This is a genomic window from Gilliamella sp. W8128 (assembly GCF_016100545.1).
In the GTDB taxonomy this organism is placed as follows: domain Bacteria; phylum Pseudomonadota; class Gammaproteobacteria; order Enterobacterales; family Orbaceae; genus Gilliamella; species Gilliamella apis.
Genome location: NZ_JACFSE010000002.1, coordinates 54,502 through 77,147, shown reverse-complemented (window position 1 = coordinate 77,147; position 22,646 = coordinate 54,502). Strand labels below are relative to the sequence as shown.

Here is a 22,646-nt window from a genome sequence, read left to right as displayed (position 1 = left end):
ATATGAACTATTATAGCCTATTAAAAATAATCTTATTAGATAATTAATTTATATCTTAATTATTATTCTGCTATAATTATCGGAATTTTCTTTAAAGAACTGATAATAGATAGACATGTTACCCGCAATAATTACATCAATATTAGATACTGATGCTTATAAGTTGCATATGCAGCAGGCCGTTTTTCATCATTATCCTGAAGCGACTGTCGTTGCACAGTTTCGCTGTCGTAGTGATGATCTACTTGGTCAATATGCCGATCAAATCGCCCATCAAGTTAAATTAATGGAGTCTTTAACACTTACCGATGATGAGTTCGCCTATTTATCTGGTATTACCTTTTTTAAATCTGATTATTTAAACTGGTTAAAAAACTGGCGTTTTAATAGTCAGTTATTAACCATTAAAAACGAAGATGGTTTGCTGGTGATTCAAATTGAAGGCAAATGGGTTGATGTTATTTTGTGGGAAGTGCCATTGCTGGCGGTTATTAGTGAAATTGTTCATAAAGATCGTTCGCCAAATATCGGCGTTGAACAAGCATTAGCAAGACTTAAAGATAAATTAGCCAGATTTGATGAGCAAACTATTGATCTTGATATGTCTGGTTTTAATTTGCTGGATTTTGGCACACGACGACGCTACTCTTTTGCAGTACAAGAAGCGGTAGTGAGTTATTTACAAAATCATTTTGCCAATTTTCATAGTACTAGTAATTATTTATTGGCATATCGTTTAGGGTTAACCCCAGTTGGTACTCAAGCCCATGAATGGTTCCAAGCCCATCAACGTTTAAGCCCTAACTTGCATGATTGCCAAAAAACGGCATTACAAGTTTGGTTAGATGAATATCCAGATGATTTGGGCGTTGCGTTAACAGATTGTATCACTATGGATGCTTTTTTACGTGATTTTGACTATTATTTCGCATCTCATTATCAAGGACTACGCCATGATTCGGGCGATCCGATTGAATGGGGTGAAAAAGCGATTAGCCATTATCAGCAATTAGGAATTGATCCTAAAACAAAATTACTGGTGTTCTCTGATAGTCTAAACTTTGATAAAGCGCTGAAAATTTATCGACACTTTAATCATCGAGTGAAATTATCCTTTGGTATCGGTGGTTTTCTTGCTTGTGATATTCCGTCTATAGAAGTAAATACCAAATCGTTAAACATTGTATTAAAACTAACGGAATGCAATAATCAAGCTGTAGCTAAATTATCTGATAGTCCTGGTAAAACAATTTCACAAGATTTGGCTTTTATTGACGAATTAAAAAGAACGTTTAAAGTCAATCATTAATAGTCATATTGATGATTAATATTAATAATTAAACAAAGTGATATAGCCTTATAAATAATCTGTATTATCAATTTTTGATAATGCTTTAATGAGTATTAAAATTCAGCTTATATATTACTTTTAATATTACTTACTATATAAATAATAAATAGAGATGGATAATTAAAATGAATTCTGTTGCTCCTATTGTTGACGTGCTACAAGGTAAAATTGCTGTTGGTAGCACCATTTCAGTTCAAGGTTGGGTAAGAACTCGCCGTGATTCTAAAGCCGGTATCTCATTTTTGGCTGTGTATGATGGTTCTTGTTTTGATCCAATTCAAGCGGTAATTGAAAAAGAGTTACCAAATTATGAACAAGATATTTTGCGTTTAACTGCTGGCTGTTCAGTAAAAGTGACTGGTAAAGTTGTTGAATCTCCAGGTCAAGGCCAAAAATATGAATTACAAGCAACGCAAGTTGAAGTTTATGGTTTTGTTGATGATCCTGAAACTTATCCAATGGCAGCTAAACGTCACTCAATAGAATATCTTCGTGAAGTTGCTCATTTACGCGCAAGAACCAATATTGTTGGTGCAATTACTCGTGTACGACACACCTTAGCGCAAGCTATTCACCAATTTTTTGATGAACGTGGTTTTTTCTGGCTTTCAACACCAATTATTACAGCCTCTGATACTGAAGGTGCCGGTGAAATGTTCCGGGTTTCAACACTGGATATGTTAAATCTGCCTAAAACAGATAATGGTAAGGTTGATTTTGATAAAGACTTTTTTGGTAAGGAAGCATTTTTGACTGTTTCCGGGCAACTTAATGCAGAAACTTATGCTTGTGCGCTTTCAAAAGTCTATACCTTTGGTCCAACTTTTAGAGCTGAAAACTCAAATACTACACGCCATTTAGCTGAATTTTGGATGATGGAGCCAGAAGTGGCGTTTGCTGATCTTAACGATAATGCCAAACTTGCTGAAGATATGTTGAAATATGTCTTTAAGAAAGTGCTTGAAAAACGAGCTGATGACATGCAGTTTTTCGCACAGCACATTGATAAAGATGCCATTAATCGTCTTGAAAGCTTTATTAATGCTGATTTTGCCCAAGTGGACTACACTGATGCTATTACTATCTTACAAAACTGTGATGCTAAATTTGAAAATCCTGTAAGTTGGGGTATTGATTTGGCGTCTGAACATGAACGTTATTTAGCTGAACAGCATTTTAAAGCGCCAGTCGTTGTTAAAAACTATCCTAAAGATATCAAAGCGTTTTATATGCGTATGAATGATGATGGAAAAACCGTTGCAGCAATGGATGTATTAGCGCCGGGGATTGGTGAAATCATTGGTGGTTCACAACGTGAAGAACGTTTAGATATGTTAGATAAGCGGATGGATGAACTAGGCCTTAAAAAAGAAGATTATTGGTGGTACCGTGATTTACGTCGTTATGGTACTGTACCTCACTCAGGTTTTGGATTAGGTTTTGAACGTCTTATTGTTTATGTCACTGGCGTCCAGAATGTTCGTGATGTGATCCCATTCCCAAGAACTCCACGTAATGCAAATTTCTAAAATTTGTACAAATTATCAACTGACTTTTGGTCAGTTGATAGCAAATATTGAATTAACAAAACTTTACAAATGGTTAAAAAATAATCAAACAGACGCTATTTTAAGCTTAGACATCACGTTTAACGAAAAGTTCACTTGATTTTAATAAATTTTTATACATAATTTACACTACTGTAAAAAGTAAGATGAAAATAATAGTTAAAAACGTTAGTTATAAACATTATTTTTGGATGAATAATCATTGTAAAAATTGACACAACTTAAAGACGTGTCTTTTTATAGAAATAACCATGAGGGTAAGAAATGAAACGTAATCTATTAGCAATCGCTATCCCTGCTCTTTTAGTAGCAGCTGGTGCCAATGCTTCTATCGAAGTATGGAACAAAGACGGTAATAAAGTTGACTTTTATGGTCGAGTAAAAGCAGCTAACCATATTACTGACCGTGGTCAAGCTGATGAAGGTGATGATACTTCAGCTCGTTTAGGTATGTCTGGTCAAACTCAAATCACTGACGGCATTACTGGTTATGGTCGTTGGGAATATGAAGCTAAAGCTGGTAAAAACTCAAATAACGAAGTTCGTTATGCATTTGCTGGTTTAAACTTTGGTGATGCAGGTTCATTCGACTATGGTCGCAACGACGGTGTTTTAAAGGCTATTACTGCTTATACTGACGTATTACCAGAATTTGGTGGTGATGCAGCAAACAATACTTGGAACGTGCTTTCAGCTCGTACTAAAGCTGTTGCTACTTACCGTAACAACAACTTCTTCGGTTTAACTGATGATTTAAGCTTTGCATTACAATATGCTGATAACGGTGATAATTCATACACTGTTGATGGTAAACGTTCAAGCCCATTCTTCGATGAAGATGGTGACTTATCTGGTTACAAAGGTGATAGCCGTGAAGCATATGGTGCTAATGTTCAATGGAATATTTTTGATACTGGCTTAACTGTTGGTGCAGGTTATGCACAAACAGCTGGTAAATCTAAATATGTTGAAGGCGGCGAAGTTAAAAAAGCTAAAACATGGACTACTGGTATCAAATATGATAACTATAATCTATATTTAGCTGCTACTTATTTCCAAACCAAATTCAATACTTGGAATGAAAAAGGTGTTGATGGTGAGCGTTATGGCAATCCTAAAATCAAAGGTGTTGAGTTAGTTGCTCAATATGGTATTGATTTACCAGTTGGTCGTTTAACACCATCTTTAGCTTATGTTCAACATAAATTTAGTAACATTAACTCTGATGACTATGACTACTGGTATGATGATGAACATAAAGAAGGTCGTAATTTAGCTAAATATGTTTCACTTGGTGCGACATATGATCTTAATAAAAACTTCAGTGCTATCGTTGAATATAAATTCAATCTTCTTAAGAAACGAGATGCTGGTGCTGAGTTAAATACATCTCATGAAAGCAATGGGCGTTACCCATTCAAACCAGGTACTAAAGATGTGTTAGGTGTTGGTTTAATTTACCAATTCTAATCTCTTAATATCTTAAATATCTAAAAAAGGCACTTAGGTGCCTTTTTTTTCATCTATTGAACGTCATGTTATCTAAAAAAACATTTTATGCTTAAAAAAATATTATTTTAAGTCATAAAATAGTGTCAATTCGCAGAATAATATCTTAGAAACGTTATTAATCCATAATGTTTGCAATAAAAATCTAGTATTTAACAATAATAATAGATATCCCAGTAATAATTTAGTTGCTAATTAACAGCAGCTATTTATTAAATCAAGAACAAAATATTTTGTATCTTTAATAATAAAATACCTAAGAGGGTAACTAAATGAAACGTAATCTATTAGCAATCGCTATTCCTGCTCTATTAGTTGCAGGTACAGCAAGCGCTTCAATTGAAGTGTGGAACAAAGATGGTAATAAAGTTGACTTTTATGGTCGAGTTTATGCCTTGAACTATATTACTGATCGTGATAATCAAACTGGCGAAGGTGACAAAACCACTGCTCGTTTAGGGATGTCAGGACAAACACAAATTACTGATGGCTTGAGTGGTTATGGTCGCTGGGAATATGAAGCTAAAACAGGATCTGATGCTGATAACGAAACTCGTTATGCTTATGCAGGTCTAAACTTTGGTGATTTTGGTTCATTTGATTATGGCCGTAACGACGGTGTATTAAAAACCTTAACTTCATATACTGACGTTTTACCTGAGTTTGGTGGCGATGCATCAAATAATGATATCTATGCATTAACCGCAAGAACCAAAGCAGTAGCAACTTATCGTAACTCAGACTTCTTTGGTTTAGTTAACGGTCTACGTTTTGCAGTTCAATATGCCGATAATGGGGACAATAGTTCAACTCAATATCTAAATCATCACGAACGTACTGCTCATGACAGCGCTGAAGCTTGGGGTTCGGTAATTGATTGGGATGTATTAGATACAGGTTTATCAATCGGTGCCGGTTATGCACAAACAGGTGGTCATAAAGATGCTAAAGCATGGTCAGCAGGTGTTAAATATGACAACGACAATCTTTATTTAGCAGCACTTTATATTCAAGGTAAACAAAAAGCCGGTTGGGACAATGCTTCAACAACCCGTAAGGCTGATGATTTAAAAACCAAAGGTTTTGAATTAGTTGCGCAATATGGTATTGATTTTGATATTGGTCGTTTAACACCATCTGTTGCTTATATTCAACACAAAGTTAAAGATGCATCTAGTTTAACTAATGATAACGGTCTTAAAGGTAATGATTTAGCTAAATATGTTGATGTAGGTTTAACTTATGACTTCAATAAAAACTTATCAGCAATTGTTGATTACAAAATCAACTTGTTAGATAAAAATGATATTGGTGCACGTCGTAGTTTATATGAAGATGGTACATTTACTAAATCTCAAATCAAAGCAACCGCTAAAGATACTGTAGCATTAGGATTAATTTATCAATTCTAATTATCTTTATCTTAAGATTAAATAAAAGGCACTTAGGTGCCTTTTTTGTTGTAATCTTTTCATTAAATACCGCTTGCGCTTTAATAGATAGTCTGATAAAAATAAAAAAATAATAATCAATTAGGACTATTTTAATGCAGTATATTACTCGAAAATTACCTGCAAAAAAAAATATTGCTTTGGTGGCACATGACCACTTAAAAGAAGCATTATTGAATTGGTGCAAAAAAAATCGCGAAGAGCTCTCTCATCATAATTTATGTGGAACAGGTACGACAGGCACATTAATAAAAAAAGAGACCGGTTTAGATATTACACCAATGCTCAGTGGGCCTATGGGGGGCGATCAGCAAATCGGTGCTTTAATTGCTGAAGGTAAGATTGATATTCTGATATTTTTCTGGGATCCACTTAATGCTGTTCCGCATGATCCAGATGTAAAAGCGTTGTTACGCTTATCAACAGTTTGGAATATTCCTGTTGCCACTAATCAAGCCACCGCGAACGCTTTAATACAATCCTCAATATTTACTCAAGAAGTGGAAATTGAAATTCCTGATTATCAAGGTTATTTAAACGAAAGAGTAAAATAGATGCCAATTCCTTCACAAGTGCGCAAAAAAGGTCGATACATATTATTGTTAGATAATTTGTTTATTGTGTTGGGATTTTATGTAGTCTTTCCATTGGTCTCTACTCATTTTGTTAGTCAAGTTGGTTGGAGTGCATTATTTGTTGGTTTTGCTTTAGGTTTTCGTCAATTTGTTCAGCAAGGATTTGGTTTGATTGGTGGGGCAATCGCTGATCGCTTTGGCGCTAAACCAATGATAATTACCGGTATGTTTTTGCGGTCAATTGGATTTATCTCAATGGCACTAGCAACAGAACATTGGTTATTATTAGTATCTTGTTTACTTTCGGCATTGGGTGGTTTGCTATTTGATCCCCCTAGGATGGGATTAACTATCAAATTTACTCGCCCTCATGAACGAGGCAAGTTTATTTCTCTACTAATGATACAAGACAATGCAGGTGCAGTTATTGGTGCTCTTATCGGTGGTATTTTAATCGATTACGATTTTCAATTAGTCTGTTGGTGTGGCGCTTTTATCTTCTTCTTATGTGGTATTTTTAATCTGATCTATTTACCGGCCTATCATATTGCAATTGGTAAAGCACCGATTATTAACGGCATGAAGATGGTTCTCAAAGATAGAAAATTTACTCATTATGTACTTACTTTAACTGGTTATTATGTGCTGTGGGTACAAATTATGTTGATGTTACCTTTAACCATTACCAACGTATCGGGTAGCCCTAGTTATGTAAAATGGATGTATGCTATCCAAGCGACAATATCACTATGTTTGCTTTATCCTCTTGCTCGAATAAGTGAAAAATATTTCAGATTGGATCAACGTCTCAAATTTGGATTATTCTTGATGTCGTTTGCTTTTATTATTATTGGCTTTACATCACAATTATCTATTTTACTCTCTCTTATAGCATTGTTTTATTTTGGGGCTATTATTGCTGAACCAGCTAGAGAAACATTAGCAACTGTTTTAACAAACCCTAAAGCTAAAGGTAGCTATATGGGGTTTAGTCGGTTGGGATTGGCATTAGGTGGTTTTATTGGTTATACCGGTGCTGGCTGGCTTTATGATCTGGCCCTCCAAATCGGTTTACCGCATTTACCATGGATAATCTTAACGTTAGTCGGTCTATTAACTTTAGGATATTTAGAATATTTATTCAAAAATGAGCCACCTATGACTAAGGTTAAGATGAGAAAGATTGGCTAATTTCGCCATTTTTAAATAAAATTGCTTCACCACTAGCTAACTTAGTCCATACTTCGTTCGAAGTTAATGGCATAGTTGAGATTATTGTTACTACATCATTTGGTGTCGTATGTTTTTGAAAATCTATCTCAACATCTTCGTCAATCAACTTGGCTTTTCCAAATGGTGCTTTTCGGGTGATCCAGTGTAGATTAGTTGAACAATAGGCAAACACATACTCACCATCAGACAATAGCATATTGAAAATACCTAATTGAGTTAATTTAATTGCACACTCTCTAATATATTCAAAAAGCTCAATATTATTGGATGGTTGCTGTGGGTATTTTTTATGTAATTCATTTATTAAATAACAAAAAGCATATTCACTATCAGTTAATCCAACTGGTTGAAATATTCCTGTATCTAATTTTTCATAATCAGTTAATTGCCCATTATGTGCAAAAGTCCAATTTTTACCCCATAGTTCTCGAGTAAAAGGATGAGTGTTTTCTAGTGCAACACCACCGCGATTAGCTTGGCGGATATGAGCAACAACGGCAGTTGATTTTATTGGGTATTGTTGAACCAATTTAGCTATAGGTGAAAAACTACATGGCTGAGGATCTTTAAACGTTCGACAGCCTTTACCTTCATAGAAAGTTATACCCCAGCCATCTTTGTGAGGACCTTTATCGCCCCCACGTTTGATTAAGCTGGTAAAACTAAAACAAATATCGGTCGGTACATTGGCACTCATACCCAATAATTCGCACATATTAAGCCATCTCTTTTTCAATAAGTAGAATTAAAATATGAATTACTTTGATATGGATTTCTTGTACACGATCTGCATAGCCAAAATGTGGTACACGAATATCAACATCAGCTAATCCATTCATTTTCCCGCCATCTTTACCTGTCAGTGTGATAATTTTCATACCTTTTTGTTTAGCAGCTTCAATTGCTTTAAGTACATTAGCTGAATTTCCTGAAGTTGAAATGCCTAATAATACATCACCTTTTTGTCCAACGCCTTCAACGTAACGAGAAAATATGTAATCGAAACCATAATCATTGCCCACGCATGAGATGTGACTAACATCAGATATAGCAATTGCTGGATATGAAGGGCGGTTATCACGAAAACGTCCAGTTAGTTCTTCAGCAAAATGCATTGCATCACAATGTGATCCGCCATTACCGCATGAAAGTACTTTTCCACCTTGTTTAAATGAGTCTGCAATTAAAATAGCTGCTTGCTGGATTTTTTTTAGATTGTCATCGTTTGCAACGAAGTTGCCCAACACGTCAATTGCCTGATTTAATTCATCACGAATGGTGTTAATGTACATTAATAATACCTCTTTAAATAAAAAGCTTTTCCATAACCATTGTAATTCGTTAATAACAGCTTGCAAGCAATAACAATAAATTTTTTATAATAGGTAAAATATTTCAATTGATTATAAGTACATAATAGAATAGTTATCAAATAAATAATTATTAATAAATGCAAAAATGACCTTTAATAAATTAACTATTTTCATACTATAAATAGTTAATAACTATTTTCATTAAAGCTTGTCTTAAATAGATTAAATCCTCTTTTTGCTAATAGGATAAGCCTTTAATTTGTGGTATAATCGCCTAATGATTTTTATCTCTAAAAGAGATTATAAAATTGCATCCAGAATCAATCGGTAAGGAATGAATATGCAAACAATTAAAGGTAAAGTTGCTGCGCCTGAAGCCAAAGTAGCGATTATTGTGGCACGTTTTAACCAATTTATTAATGAAAGTTTAGTTAATGGTGCCATAGATGCACTTACTCGTATCGGTGAAGTAGACGATAACAATATTACCGTTATTTGGGTGCCAGGCGCTTATGAAATTCCTTTAGCAGCAAAAGTTGCTGCACAGTCAAAAAAATATGATGCAATTGTTGCATTGGGCACGGTTATCCGTGGTAGTACTGCTCATTTTGATTTTGTTGCTGGCGAATCAAGTTCAGGGTTATTGAATGCTAGTTTAGATTTTACGATACCAGTTGGTTTTGGTATTTTAACTACTGAAAGTATTGAACAAGCTATAGAACGAGCAGGAACTAAAGCGGGCAATAAAGGTGCAGAAGCGGCACTAACCGCACTTGAAATGTTAAATGTGATTAAAACAATTAAGGAGTAATTTAGTGGCGTTAGTTAATCCTCGTCGTCGAGCAAGAGAGTGTGCAGTTCAAGCTATTTACTCTTGGCAAATTTCTAGAAATGATCTTGCTGATGTTGAGAGCAGCTTCATGGCTGAACAAGATATGAAAGGTGTCGACACCAAATATTTTAGAGAATTACTGCATGGTGTTGCCAAAAATACCACAGAATTAGATGAGAAAATGACTCCTTATTTAACAGAAAGAACTGTTGATGAACTAGGTCAAGTTGAATTAGCCGTATTAAGAATTGCTCTATATGAATTAATGAAGCGACATGATGTCCCTTATAAAGTTGTTATCAATGAAGCTATCGATCTTACTAAAACCTTTGGTGCAGAAGATAGTCATAAATTTGTTAATGGTGTATTAGATAAAGTTGCACCAACCATTCGTACACGATAATTGTCTTTAATTGGGAATAATATGAACGATACTAGTGAAAAAAGTAAGCCCACTATTTTTTATGCTAAAAATAGCGAAGCGAGAGTGAAAAACCGTTCAGCCAAAGAACGTGGCGGTGATTATAAAAATAAACGTAATAATGATGGTTTTCACACTGATTCAAAAGCAAAACATGACCGGATCGAAACCTTTAAACCAAAAAAATTTAATAAAACCGTAAAACCTGCTAAAGCACAATTTGATTTAACGGATGAATATGATTCCCCATGGCAGAAAAAAGTTCGAGATAATGAACAAGTACCAACATTCGGTTATGATGGCTATCGTCAAAAAAAGGAAGAGACATTAGTTTACAGCGAAAACAGTTGTAAAGCGGTATTTAAGCATCGACGTTTGGCTATTGTTAAATTATTTATTACTCAAGAAATGACTTATCAATTTAAAGAATTAATTAATTGGTTAGTCAAACAACGTCTTGGTTATGATGTTGTCTCAACAGAGCAAATTACTAAAATCACACAAACTCCACATCATGGTGGTGTTTGTTTAATTGTTAAAAAACGTATACCGCTCACTTTGCTTGATTATTTAGATGAATATGATGATCAAGCTCAAGATTGCATTATTGCTGTTGATGATGTGAATAATCCGCATAACTTAGGTGGGTTAATGCGTAGTGCAGCTTTTTTTGGTGTTAATGGCGTAATTTTACGGCAAACTAACTTACTCGATAGTGGTGCCGCAATGCGTGTTGCTGAAGGTGGTATTGAAGCTGTTGAATCTATTAAAAGTGATGATTTTATAGCATCTATTGATTTGTTAAAACAACATGGCTATCAAGTTATTGCATTATTACCATGTCAATTAAAATCGATTTCATCCACTGAGTTATCACAATTCAAATTTACCAAGAAAGTTGCCTTAGTTATATTTCAACAAATTAATAACAAATTAATTAACTGTGCTGATAGTATTATCCATTTGCAAGGCAATGATAATATGTCGGCTTTAAATATTTCTGTAGCAACAGGGATTGTGTTATCTGCTATAAAATATCAATCTTAATTGGTATGATTCTCACAATTGATGAATTTAATTGATGAAGTTAACACTTTTGTAATTTTATTATATTAAATAGCATCAATTGGTTAGAAAATGGTTGTTTTTTCTGTACATTAGTATCCAGTTTTGAAATTGATTGGTAATGATTATGTCATCTAAACATCGAGTTGGTTTAATTTTTGGTAAGTTTTATCCGTTACATAGTGGTCATATTTATCTTATTGAAAAAGCATTGACACAAGTAGATGAACTGCATGTCATGTTGGGTTGTGAGGCAATACGTGATAAACAACTGTTTGAAAAAAGTCGCCTGCCTAGACAGCCTCAAGTAAGTGATCGTTTCTCATGGTTGAAAGAAACCTTTAAAGATAGACATAATATTCACATTCATATTTCTGATGAAGCGGGTATTAACTATTATCCCAACGGTTGGCAAGATTGGAGTGACAGTATAAAACGTATTTTATTGGAACATAAAATCGAACCTACTGTGGTATTTACTAGCGAATCACAAGATGTCAAACAGCATGAACGCTATTTTGGTTGCCCTGTTGTTATTGTTGATGCTGATCGTGATTTTGTTAATATTAGTGCGACACAAATTCGAGAAAATCCTTATCAAAACTGGTCTTATATTGCTAAGGCAGCGAAACCTTTTTTTGTTAAAAAAGTAGCGATTATAGGGCATGATAAATTTAATGAATTGCCGGTACAATTAGCTAATATTTATAACACACAATATGTTTCAAATGGTTATATTAACTACATTCAACGAGAAATATCTACAACAGAAAATAAACGTTATTTGAGTGAAAATGATTATCTTAGAATAGCTATGTTGCATGTAGAACGTATGTCCAAAGCTGTTGAAGATGCTAATAAATTACTCTTTACCTCAATTGATTTTGATACGTTGGCTAAATACTATAATCAAATTTTTGCTAAATCTAATGAAGTATTGAATGGGTTAAAAAATAGTTATCAGTTTGATTTAGTCATTCACGAACATGATTTGCCAGCAAACTCCACACCATTACAACATTTCGAAATCGTTTCTCAAATGGTTGAATCGTTATTAATTTAGACCATCACATTTAGGTTAGCTTATGCTAAAATAAGCTAACTATTTATGATAGGTGAATTTTTATGTCTCAATCATCTTCACAGCAAAATGATGAAAATCAAGATAAAATTGATTTTGGTTACACTCAAGTTTTAAAGCAAGATAAAGTAAAACGGGTAGCAGAAGTTTTTCATTCTGTTGCTGATAAATATGATGTTATGAATGATCTTATGTCATTTGGTATTCATCGTATCTGGAAAAAAATCACTATTGAGTATAGTAGTGTTCGTAAAGGTCAAAAAGTTTTGGATCTTGCCGGTGGTACTGGCGATTTGACGGCTAAATTCTCGCAAATTGTCGGTGATGAAGGCTTAGTTGTATTAGCTGATATCAATGAATCTATGCTAAAAGTAGGTAGAGATAAGCTTCGAGACAAAGGTCTATTTAATAATATTGAATATGTACAAGCCAATGCAGAAGAACTGCCATTTTCTGATAACTATTTCGATTGTATTACTATCTCATTTGGTTTACGCAATGTCACCGATAAGCAAAAAGCATTGCAATCTATGTGGAGAGTGTTAAAACCTGGTGGGCGTTTATTAATACTTGAGTTTTCTAAACCACAATACCAGATTTTAAATAAAGCCTATGACCTATACTCATTCACTATGTTACCGTTGATGGGCAAAATTGTTGCTAATGATGCTGATAGTTACCGGTATTTAGCTGAATCCATCAGAATGCACCCAGATCAAAAAACGTTGAAAAAAATGATGGAGGATGCTGGATTTGTCGATGTGAAATATCACAATATGACAGGTGGCATTGTAGCTTTACATACTGGTTTTAAATTTTAATGTGATAAAAAAAGAATGACATTTCTTCGAATTTATAAAATATTAACGGTATTTCGAGCTTATCGATTAGATGAACTATTACCAAAACATCGAACCTCAACATGGTTTAAATTGTTGTTGATTAGTCTATTTTGGGTTAGATCTAAAGCAAAACAACAAGATGTTGGTGAAAGATTGCGTCTAGCTTTACAAGAGTTAGGTCCGGTTTGGATAAAATTTGGACAAATGGTTTCAACAAGGCGAGATGTATTACCAAAACATCTCGCTGATGCATTAGCCAAACTGCAAGATCAAGTAGCTCCTTTTGATGGACTAATTGCCAGACAAATTATTGAATCAGCTCTAGGCTGTTCTATAGATCATTATTTTATTGATTTTGATGAAAAACCATTAGCTTCAGCTTCCATTGCTCAGGTGCATACTGCAACTTTAAAAAGCAGCCAAGCCCAAGTTGTGATTAAAGTTTTACGTCCGAATATTTTACCTATAATCAAATCTGATATTCGCTTGATGTATTGGGCGGCTAATCAATTTACTAAACGGATTAAATTTGGTGAAAAGTTACGTGCGGTTGAAATTGTTAATGATTATGAAAATACACTTTTGAAAGAACTGGATTTACAAAAAGAAGCTTATAATACTGCCCGTTTACGAGATAATTTCATTAATAGTGATATTTTATATATTCCTTATGTTTATCAACATCTTTGTCGAACAAATATTTTAGTAGAAGAACGGATTTATGGTACGCCAATAGCTAATGTTGATGAACTTAAACAAAATAATGTCAACATGAAATTGCTTGCCGAACGTGGTGTTCAAGCTTTTTTTACGCAGGTGTTTAGGGATAATTTTTTCCATGCCGATATGCATCCAGGTAATATCTTTGTTGATATTTCTGAACCACAAAATCCTCGTTATATTGGTATAGACTGTGCAATTGTTGGTGTATTAACTGAAGATGATCAGCGTTATTTGGCTGAAAATTTTCTCGCCTTTTTTAATCAAGATTATCGACGAATTGCGCAAATTTATATTGCTTCTGGTTGGGTGCCAGAAACAACGGATGCAACGGCATTAGAAATGGCTATGCGTAGTGTGTGTGAACCTGCATTTGCCAAACCATTAGGTGAAATATCGTTTTCACAAATTTTATTAGCTTTATTTCAAGTTGCTCGTCAATTTGAAATGGATATTCAGCCGCAATTAACATTACTTGAAAAAACCTTATTTTATATAGAAGGATTAGGACGTCAGCTATACCCAGAACTCGACTTATGGCAAACTGCTAAGCCATTTCTTGAAAAATGGTATGAAGATAAGTACAGTGCTAAAACGTTATTCAAGCAAGTATGGACTTCGTTACCCGAATGGAAAAATATCCTAGTTGATCTGCCAGTAAGATTAGGCGATCAGGCTCGTATGACTAAACAGATGCATAACCAATTAAAACAGATTAATCAAGAATTACAACGAAGCAAAAAACGCTATCGTTGGTCATTGGCCATCCTTAGTCTGGTTTGTGTTTTATCTATTGTGACGCTGGTTATACATTGAGATAGTTATTTTTGGGAATATCATCATTTTACGTGTATAATTTGATTACTTGACGCTATTGGAGATAGTTATCATATGCCTAGTTTGCCCAAACTACTGATATTTGTTGCTGTTATCGTACTATTATTCGGAACAAAAAAATTGCGTTCATTGGGCTCTGATCTTGGGGCTTCAATTAAAGGTTTTAAAAAAGCCATGAATGACGATGATGACAGTAAAGAGACTGATGATTCACAAAAAGTTGAACATCTTGACCCATCTGCTAATAACCACGCCGATAAAGAGTAATCCGTGTTTGATATTAGCTTTGGTCAGCTACTATTAGTATTAATTATTGGACTGGTTGTATTAGGACCGGAACGTTTGCCTATTGCGATTAAAACTGTTGCCGGATGGATTAAAGTACTCCGTCGCATGTCAGCAACTGTCCAGTTAGAATTAAATAAAGAACTCAAACTGCAAGAATTACAAGATAGCTTAAAAAAAGCTGAACAAAGTGGTTTGAATACTCTTACCCCAGAACTGCAAGCATCAATTGATGAATTAAAACGGGTAACTGAATCACTGCAAAACGAGATTAATTCAGTCAGTCAAATTGATACAACAATTCCTTCAGATAAAGATAAATTATGACAGAAGACGCAACCCAACCACTTATTGGACATCTGGTCGAACTCAGAACAAGACTTTTACACTGTATCATTTGTATATTACTAGTCTTAGCCTGTTTACTTTATTTCTCAAATGATATCTATCATATTGTTGCTAATCCGCTTATCAGTCAATTACCTAAAGGTAGTAGTATGATTGCGACCGATATTGCGGCTCCTTTTTTTACACCAATTAAACTGACGGCTGTTGTTGCAATATTTATATCTATTCCTTATCTTTTATATCAAGTTTGGGGATTTATTGCTCCGGCACTATATCAACATGAAAAACGGCTGATTATGCCATTAATTATTTCTAGTACGGTACTTTTTTATATTGGTATTGCGTTTGCATATTTTGCTGTATTTCCTTTGGCATTTTATTTCTTTATCCATACAGCACCAGTTGATGTTGCGATAAATACTGATATTACAAAATATCTTGATTTTGTCATGACACTATTTATTGTATTTGGTTTTGCATTTGAAGTCCCTGTGGCGATTATTTTGCTTTGTTGGACTGGCGTTACTACTCCTAAAAACTTACGTAAAAAAAGACCTTATATTATTGTCGGTGTGTTTGCTGTAGCGATGTTTGTTACCCCACCAGATGTATTTTCTCAAATTTTATTAGCTGTACCTATCTGTTTATTATTTGAAATAGGGACATTTTTTGCCCGTTTTTATCAACCTAGAAAAAAAATCCAACCAGACGATGAATCTGTTGGGGATTAATAATAAATTGATAAGTGATTTACTGAATAACAAGTAAAGGATATATGACCATAATGAAAACTTCACTTCCTGAGTTTAATCAAGCAAATGTTCTGGTTGTTGGCGATATCATGTTAGATCGCTATTGGTATGGAGGTACTAACCGTATATCACCAGAAGCACCAGTGCCAATTGTTAAAGTTGATGCTCTAGAAGAACGCGCCGGCGGTGCAGCCAATGTAGCTATGAATATAACCTCTTTGGGCGGTAGCGCAAGATTAATTGGTTTTACCGGTATTGATGAGCCAGCCAAAGTACTTGATGAACAACTGACTAAACGTAATGTCCATTGTGATTTTGTATCAGTCTCAACTCATCCAACAATTACCAAATTAAGAGTTTTATCTAGAAATCAACAACTCATTAGAATTGATTTTGAAGAAGGTTTTAATAATGTTGATCATACACCTATTTTAGAACGTATTGAAAGTGCACTTTCAACCTCTAAAGTATTAGTGTTATCTGATTATGCTAAAGGAGCCTTAACAGCTATACAAGCAATGATTAAACAAGCTCAAAAAGCAAATGTACCAATATTGGTTGATCCGAAAGGTACTGATTTTGAGCGTTATCGTGGTGCAACACTATTGACGCCAAATATGTCTGAATTTGAAGCGGTTGTCGGTGTTTGTAAAACAGAGCAAGAGATTATCGAAAAGGGCTATCAACTAATTAAACAGTATGATCTCAAAGCTTTACTTGTCACTCGCAGCGAAAAAGGGATGACGTTATTACAGTTAGATAAGCCTGTTTATCATCTACCTACGCAAGCCAAAGAAGTATTTGATGTTACTGGCGCCGGTGATACGGTGATAGCAACCTTAGCTGCTTCATTAGCCGCAGGACAATCACTTGAAGAAAGTTGCTTTTTAGCTAATGCAGCAGCAGGTGTTGTGGTTGGCAAGTTAGGTACATCTACGGTATCTCAAGTTGAATTAAGTAATGCTATCCGTGCTCGTACTGATGATGGTTTCGGCGTAATGACTGAAGAGACATTAAAAGAAGAAATTCGCAAAGCACGCTTGCGAGGTGAAAAAATTGTCATGACTAATGGCTGTTTTGACATCTTACATGCAGGACATGTCTCTTATCTTGCTAATGCTCGTAAGCTTGGAGATCGTTTAATTGTGGCGGTAAATAGTGATGCCTCTGTAAAACAATTGAAAGGGCAGTCCCGACCAATTAACCCATTAATGCAAAGAATGATAGTATTGGGCGCGTTAGATTCAGTGGATTGGGTGGTTCCTTTTGAGGAAGAGACACCACAACGATTAATTGCCAGTATATTACCTGATGTATTAGTCAAAGGTGGCGATTATAAACCTGAAGATATTGCCGGTGGAAAAGAAGTTATCGAGGCCGGGGGAATAGTTAAAGTCCTCAATTTTGAAGATGGTTGTTCCACAACTAACATCATTGATAAAATTAAACAACAATAAATAATATCTGGTAATAAATGGCTACTTATTTAAGTAGCCAATTATTTAAGTAGATGATTACTCTTATTTAATTTTTTCCATTATTTTTATCTTTGTTTTATCTCAATTAAGATTTATTTTAGTATCAATAAAGATCACATATTTAATGACTAATAAGGAATAAAATAATGAAACTAAAAATTACAGTGTTGTTAATGATATTGATGAGTGTCGCTTGTCATCGAGTACCTGTTCAAAAATATCTATATGAAGCAAATCTCCATGACCCAGAACTGATATTCACCACTGAAACTTATTATCCTACCTATTTTTCTTTAAACATTTATGATGGTAAAACTAGCAACTGCGCTAATTTTCAAAGTCTTGGCTATGTATTCCCACATAAAATTGTACCATTTAATATTTATCCTAAATACGTTCCCTCAATTGAAACTAAATCTCCAGCCAATAAACTTGTTACGGTTATTGGCAAATCACGAGATGATAAAGTTTCTTGTACCACAAAATATCACCAATTTACCGCTGAATTGGGTAAAACATATAATATTTTATATAAACTTGAAGACAGAAAATGTTATCTTGAGATTACTGAAAAAATGAGTTCTAAACCTGTCAATTTTCAGGCATTGAATAAATGTGCGGAATAGTCATATCAGTAGCAATATTATTATGCTAATGAATAAAATTATTCTCCGAAACTAATCAATAGTTAATAACTATCGTTAAATTTCATAATTAATACTTTTTTTATTGTCGGCTTTATGCAAAGCTATTAACCATCAATTGCTAATTTGTTTTAAGGATTTTTTATATGACTAAACACTATGACTATATTGCTATCGGTGGTGGTAGTGGTGGTATTGCCTCAATTAACCGAGCTGCATCATATGGTAAAAAGTGTGCCATTATTGAGGCTAAATTATTGGGTGGTACTTGTGTAAATGTTGGCTGTGTGCCGAAAAAGATTATGTGGTATGGTGCACAAATTGCCGAAGCGATTAATCACTATGGCCCTGATTATGGATTTGATACAACAATTAATCATTTTGATTGGGATAAACTCATTGCAAGCCGAACAGCTTATATTGATCGTGTTCATCAATCTTATGATCGTGTATTAAATAATAATAATGTCGATGTGATCCATGGCTATGGCAAATTTGTTGATGCAAAAACGATTGAAGTTAATGGCGAATACTATAGTGCCGATCACATACTCATTGCTGTAGGTGGAAAGCCAACGATTCCAAATATACCAGGAGCACAATATGGTATCACTTCTGATGGATTTTTTGAGTTAAAAGCACTCCCTAAACGAGTAGCAGTAGTTGGAGCTGGTTATATAGCTTGTGAAATTGCCAGCGTGTTACATTCACTTGGGGCAGAAACACATCAATTTGTTCGCCAAGGTACACCTTTACGTGCTTTCGATCCACTTATTGTGGAAACATTAATGGAAGTGATAACCAATGATGGCCAGCATCTGCATACCTTTGCCATTCCATCTTCTGTTAGCAAAAATAGTGACCAATCATTAACGTTAACATTAGAAAATGGTGAGAGTTATACTGTTGATTGCTTAATATGGGCAATCGGTCGTGAACCAGCAACCAAAGAAATGAATTTATCTGCGGCAGGTATTAAGGTTGATAGCAATGGATTTATAGTTGTTGATGAATATCAAAACACCAATGTACCGGGAATTTATTCGGTTGGCGATGATACCGGTGCGGCGGCATTAACTCCAGTTGCCGTGGCTGCCGGCCGGCGTTTATCGGAACGACTATTTAACAATAAACCAAATGAACATTTAGATTATTCTAATATTCCAACGGTAGTGTTTACTCACCCACCGATTGGTACAGTTGGTTTAAGTGAACCGCAAGCTATATTGCAATATGGTCCAGAAAACGTCAAAGTTTATAAATCTACTTTTACTGCCATGTATACCGCAGTCACTTCGCATCGACAACCTTGTCGAATGAAATTAGTCTGTGTTGGTGAACAAGAAAAAATTGTTGGTATTCATGGTATTGGTTATGGTATGGACGAAATCTTACAAGGCTTTGCTGTAGCATTGAAAATGGGAGCAACTAAAAAAGACTTTGATAATACCGTTGCAATTCATCCAACAGCAGCGGAAGAATTTGTCACAATGCGCTAATATTTATCATTCATCTTACTTTTTAACGAAAACAGGGCTATGGCCCTGTTTTTTATTAATAGACTTTAATGATCCGAATTATTTTGCCAGCCATTTTGGGCTAATGAAGTAAAGCCAACTACAACAGCCAGTAAAGCAACAGCTGAAATATAAATACCTGCGCCAAGATAACTAAATTCACCTAATAAGTGATCTGGACTTAATAAATAAATAGTTAACGTTGGGGTAATTGCACTAAATAGTGCGTAGGCTAAATTATAAGAGAACGATAATCCAGAATAACGAATTGCCGGTGGAAACGTTCTAGTGCCGATAATTGGCGTCATGGCGATCGAGCCAATAAATAGGCCAAATAGTGCCCAAATCGAATAAAGTTTTGTTAATGACATATCTGGCGCTAATGAACTGTAAAAATAGATACTGACTACTGCTAATCCGCCCCAAGTCAGGATTACTGTTTTAGCTGTACCTAATTTATCATCTAACCAGCCAGAAATAACACAACCAATAGATAAGGTTAAAGCAGCAATACAACCACCAATACGCCAATCAAGATTAGCAAAATGGTACATACCACCAACAATACGACCCGGGGTAATTAAAATACCAACCATAATAGCGGTTGATAATGACCAAGTTAATAAAGCGACAATCAAACATGCTGTTTTATGTTTTTTTAATACGGTAACTACAGGTATACTTTTTTCTAACGCTTTACGTGCAGCTAACTCTTTAAAAATTGGTGTTTCAGATAAAAATTTGCGTAAATATACTGAAATAACCCCAAAGATACCACCAATAATAAAAGGAATACGCCATGCATAATCCAAAATATTTTGGTTAGTAAAATAGAGATCAATAATAATTGTGACGAAAAAGCCAAGTAGGATACCACCAGTAATGCCTGATGTTAGAGTGCCGACACCTAAACCATAACGTTGTTTTGGGGTATGCTCTGCAATAAATACCCATGCACCAGGCATTTCACCGCCGATAGCCGCGCCTTGTAGCATTCGCATCAATAACAATAATAATGGCGCCACAATACCAATTGTTTCATAAGTAGGCAAAATACCAATGATAAAAGTAGGTAAAGCCATCATCGCCACACTTAAGGTAAACATTCTTTTACGACCAACTTTATCACCAAAGTGCGCCATAATAATGCCACCAACAGGGCGAACTAAGTAGCCTGCTGCAAAAATTCCCCAAGCAAATAAATCTAACGTTAACGGCGATAAGGTATGGGGTAAAAATAACGGTTTGACAATAGTATCAATATAGAGAGCATAGATAACAAAGTCATAAAATTCTAATGTTCCCCCTAAAGAGGATAATATCAATGTTTTTAAATCTTTACTGTTCAATGGACGTGCCACTGGTTGCCATTCAGCATTAATCTCGGATTGATTCATGAAAAAACCTTATTGTTATAGTTAAATAGATATAGCCAATTAAGAAAATGATTGTATTTTGACTAAATCTTAATAGTGAATGGTCATTCTGCCATAAAAAATAGACTTTTTTTTAATCATAAAAAAATTTAATCAATGACAATGATATGTCTGTTTGATTTATAATCAGTATAAAAAATGATATTAAATGAAAATTTTATTCAATTATCACGTATAATATTTTTGAAACATAAGGATGAAATAATAATGACAAAACGATGCAGTTGGGTGACAAATGACCCGTTATATATTGATTATCATGATAAGGAATGGGGGAATCCACAATATGATAGTCTAAAGCTATTTGAAAAAATCTGTCTTGAAGGCCAGCAAGCAGGATTATCGTGGATTACAGTTCTAAAAAAACGAGATGAATATCGTCGATGCTTTTTCAATTTTGAACCGCAAAAAATTATCCAATTAACGGCGGCTGATATAGAATCATTACTTGAAAATGAAGGATTAATTCGTAACCGACTAAAACTTAATAGCATTGTAAAAAATGCTCATGCCTACTTAGCTATGCAAAGTAATAATGAGGATTTTTCTCAATTTATTTGGTCCTTTGTTAATGGTAAACCTATAATTAACCACTTTAATGATATAAGTGAAGTTCCAGTTAGCACCGAAATATCAGATAGAATGTCAAAAGCACTAAAAAAGAGAGGTTTTTCTTTTGTTGGCACAACGATCTGTTATGCATTTATGCAATCAATGGGATTAGTTGACGACCATTTTGAAAATTGTTTTAAAAAATGAGAGGTATTATATGATAATCATTAAATTAATTAGATGGTTACTGATATTAATACTATTTTATTTTGTTATTTGTAATATTATTATTTTTATTTATGCTCACCAAAAACCAGCAGCCAATGCTGATACTCTGGTGGTATTAGGTTCACAAGTTGTTGGCACACCAGCACAAGCTCCTTTAACGTTACAAATTCGCTTGAATACTGCATTTAATTATTTGCAAGATAATCCCAATACAAAAGTAATTGTATGCGGAGGGCGGGGGAGTGATGAATCAGCGACTGAAGCGAGTGTGATGGCTGATTATTTAATCAAAAAAGGTATCGAATCTTCCAGGGTCTATTTAGAAGATAGATCAAGACGAACGGCACAGCAATTTGTCTATGCTAATCAAGTTTTACCATTGGGCAAGACAGTTGTGGTGACTAATGATTTCCATATTTTACGTTCAATCATGTTAGCTAAACGATCTAATATTGATAATATTTCCGGTTTGTCAGCGCCATTAAGTTATAGCAATTTTGATAAATATATCGCCATGATAAGAGAACCATTAGCTATACTTAACTCATGGCTATTTGATCATCCATTAGATTATGTTGAAACTAAAAATGATAATTAATCGGTTTCAT

Annotated in this window: 22 protein-coding genes and 1 pseudogene; 20 read left to right on the top strand and 3 right to left on the bottom strand. The window is 34.4% G+C overall.

Annotated features, from left to right (window positions below):
• The first annotated feature begins 115 nt into the window (after positions 1–115).
• The 6 genes from pncB to mdtH all read left to right on the top strand — a co-directional run bounded on the left by pncB (position 116) and on the right by mdtH (position 7,645).
• On the top strand, positions 116–1,309 hold the full coding sequence (gene pncB / locus H3U97_RS01965) for a nicotinate phosphoribosyltransferase (RefSeq protein ID WP_198197829.1): 1,194 nt from the start codon (positions 116–118) through the stop codon (positions 1,307–1,309).
• Positions 1,310–1,476: 167 nt separating this feature from the next.
• Positions 1,477–2,880 carry an asparagine--tRNA ligase gene (asnS, locus tag H3U97_RS01960; RefSeq protein ID WP_086320478.1) on the top strand — a complete coding sequence of 468 codons (1,404 nt, stop codon included), beginning with the start codon at positions 1,477–1,479 and terminating at the stop codon, positions 2,878–2,880.
• Positions 2,881–3,183: 303 nt separating this feature from the next.
• Positions 3,184–4,389: a porin gene (locus tag H3U97_RS01955; RefSeq protein ID WP_198197827.1), complete on the top strand. Its 1,206-nt coding sequence runs from the start codon at positions 3,184–3,186 to the stop codon at positions 4,387–4,389.
• 311 nt (positions 4,390–4,700) lie between these two features.
• Positions 4,701–5,840 (top strand): porin, encoded by a 1,140-nt coding sequence (locus H3U97_RS01950; protein ID WP_198197825.1) that lies wholly within the window; start codon positions 4,701–4,703, stop codon positions 5,838–5,840.
• A gap of 134 nt (positions 5,841–5,974) precedes the next feature.
• A complete protein-coding gene (locus tag H3U97_RS01945) occupies positions 5,975–6,433 on the top strand; it encodes a methylglyoxal synthase (protein WP_034901282.1) in 459 nt (152 codons plus the stop codon).
• On the top strand, positions 6,434–7,645 hold the full coding sequence (mdtH, locus tag H3U97_RS01940) for a multidrug efflux MFS transporter MdtH (RefSeq protein ID WP_065613980.1): 1,212 nt from the start codon (positions 6,434–6,436) through the stop codon (positions 7,643–7,645).
• Here mdtH and H3U97_RS01935 read toward each other — a convergent pair.
• The gene (locus H3U97_RS01935) at positions 7,623–8,402 is read right to left on the bottom strand and encodes a class II glutamine amidotransferase (RefSeq protein ID WP_065577535.1); all 780 of its coding nucleotides are present in this window, start codon (positions 8,400–8,402) and stop codon (positions 7,623–7,625) included. The two genes, mdtH and H3U97_RS01935, sit on opposite strands and share 23 nt — an antisense overlap.
• A gap of 1 nt (position 8,403) precedes the next feature.
• The gene (gene lpcA / locus H3U97_RS01930) at positions 8,404–8,979 is read right to left on the bottom strand and encodes a D-sedoheptulose 7-phosphate isomerase (RefSeq protein ID WP_198192228.1); all 576 of its coding nucleotides are present in this window, start codon (positions 8,977–8,979) and stop codon (positions 8,404–8,406) included.
• Positions 8,980–9,340: 361 nt separating this feature from the next.
• Here lpcA and ribE point away from each other — a divergent pair, with 361 nt between their 5' ends.
• From ribE to gorA, 12 genes and pseudogenes are all read left to right on the top strand, one after another.
• Positions 9,341–9,811 carry a 6,7-dimethyl-8-ribityllumazine synthase gene (gene ribE, locus H3U97_RS01925; protein ID WP_086320482.1) on the top strand — a complete coding sequence of 157 codons (471 nt, stop codon included), beginning with the start codon at positions 9,341–9,343 and terminating at the stop codon, positions 9,809–9,811.
• Positions 9,812–9,815: 4 nt separating this feature from the next.
• Complete coding sequence (gene nusB / locus H3U97_RS01920; RefSeq protein WP_034901291.1) at positions 9,816–10,235, top strand: transcription antitermination factor NusB; 420 nt, start codon at positions 9,816–9,818, stop codon at positions 10,233–10,235.
• 21 nt (positions 10,236–10,256) lie between these two features.
• Positions 10,257–11,300: a TrmH family RNA methyltransferase gene (locus H3U97_RS01915; protein ID WP_198197823.1), complete on the top strand. Its 1,044-nt coding sequence runs from the start codon at positions 10,257–10,259 to the stop codon at positions 11,298–11,300.
• A 145-nt stretch (positions 11,301–11,445) separates the two neighbouring features.
• Positions 11,446–12,381 carry a multifunctional transcriptional regulator/nicotinamide-nucleotide adenylyltransferase/ribosylnicotinamide kinase NadR gene (gene nadR, locus H3U97_RS01910; RefSeq protein WP_198197821.1) on the top strand — a complete coding sequence of 312 codons (936 nt, stop codon included), beginning with the start codon at positions 11,446–11,448 and terminating at the stop codon, positions 12,379–12,381.
• A gap of 62 nt (positions 12,382–12,443) precedes the next feature.
• Positions 12,444–13,220, top strand: coding sequence for a bifunctional demethylmenaquinone methyltransferase/2-methoxy-6-polyprenyl-1,4-benzoquinol methylase UbiE (gene ubiE, locus H3U97_RS01905; protein WP_198197819.1), 777 nt, complete (start codon positions 12,444–12,446; stop codon positions 13,218–13,220).
• Between the two features lie 15 nt (positions 13,221–13,235).
• The gene (gene ubiB, locus H3U97_RS01900; RefSeq protein WP_198197817.1) at positions 13,236–14,777 is read left to right on the top strand and encodes a ubiquinone biosynthesis regulatory protein kinase UbiB; all 1,542 of its coding nucleotides are present in this window, start codon (positions 13,236–13,238) and stop codon (positions 14,775–14,777) included.
• 75 nt (positions 14,778–14,852) lie between these two features.
• Positions 14,853–15,065, top strand: a complete 213-nt coding sequence (gene tatA / locus H3U97_RS01895) for a twin-arginine translocase TatA/TatE family subunit (protein ID WP_065577529.1) — start codon at positions 14,853–14,855, stop codon at positions 15,063–15,065.
• A gap of 3 nt (positions 15,066–15,068) precedes the next feature.
• Positions 15,069–15,347: pseudogene (gene tatB / locus H3U97_RS01890) on the top strand (Sec-independent protein translocase protein TatB); the annotation flags it as partial.
• Between the two features lie 59 nt (positions 15,348–15,406).
• Positions 15,407–16,162, top strand: coding sequence for a twin-arginine translocase subunit TatC (gene tatC / locus H3U97_RS01885; protein ID WP_065651444.1), 756 nt, complete (start codon positions 15,407–15,409; stop codon positions 16,160–16,162).
• A 53-nt stretch (positions 16,163–16,215) separates the two neighbouring features.
• Positions 16,216–17,640 (top strand): bifunctional D-glycero-beta-D-manno-heptose-7-phosphate kinase/D-glycero-beta-D-manno-heptose 1-phosphate adenylyltransferase HldE, encoded by a 1,425-nt coding sequence (gene hldE, locus H3U97_RS01880; RefSeq protein ID WP_198197815.1) that lies wholly within the window; start codon positions 16,216–16,218, stop codon positions 17,638–17,640.
• Between the two features lie 167 nt (positions 17,641–17,807).
• Positions 17,808–18,287 (top strand): hypothetical protein, encoded by a 480-nt coding sequence (locus H3U97_RS01875; RefSeq protein WP_086320489.1) that lies wholly within the window; start codon positions 17,808–17,810, stop codon positions 18,285–18,287.
• A 164-nt stretch (positions 18,288–18,451) separates the two neighbouring features.
• Positions 18,452–19,804, top strand: coding sequence for a glutathione-disulfide reductase (gene gorA / locus H3U97_RS01870; protein WP_086360287.1), 1,353 nt, complete (start codon positions 18,452–18,454; stop codon positions 19,802–19,804).
• Positions 19,805–19,869: 65 nt separating this feature from the next.
• Here the strand turns inward: gorA and H3U97_RS01865 are convergent, their stop codons facing one another.
• Positions 19,870–21,219, bottom strand: coding sequence for an MFS transporter (locus H3U97_RS01865; RefSeq protein ID WP_065577525.1), 1,350 nt, complete (start codon positions 21,217–21,219; stop codon positions 19,870–19,872).
• A 246-nt stretch (positions 21,220–21,465) separates the two neighbouring features.
• Between H3U97_RS01865 and H3U97_RS01860 the strand changes: the two genes are divergently transcribed.
• Together H3U97_RS01860 and H3U97_RS01855 are read left to right on the top strand one after the other, a co-directional pair.
• A complete protein-coding gene (locus tag H3U97_RS01860; protein WP_034901305.1) occupies positions 21,466–22,017 on the top strand; it encodes a DNA-3-methyladenine glycosylase I in 552 nt (183 codons plus the stop codon).
• A gap of 10 nt (positions 22,018–22,027) precedes the next feature.
• A complete protein-coding gene (locus H3U97_RS01855; protein ID WP_086360289.1) occupies positions 22,028–22,636 on the top strand; it encodes a YdcF family protein in 609 nt (202 codons plus the stop codon).
• Positions 22,637–22,646: the final 10 nt, after the last annotated feature.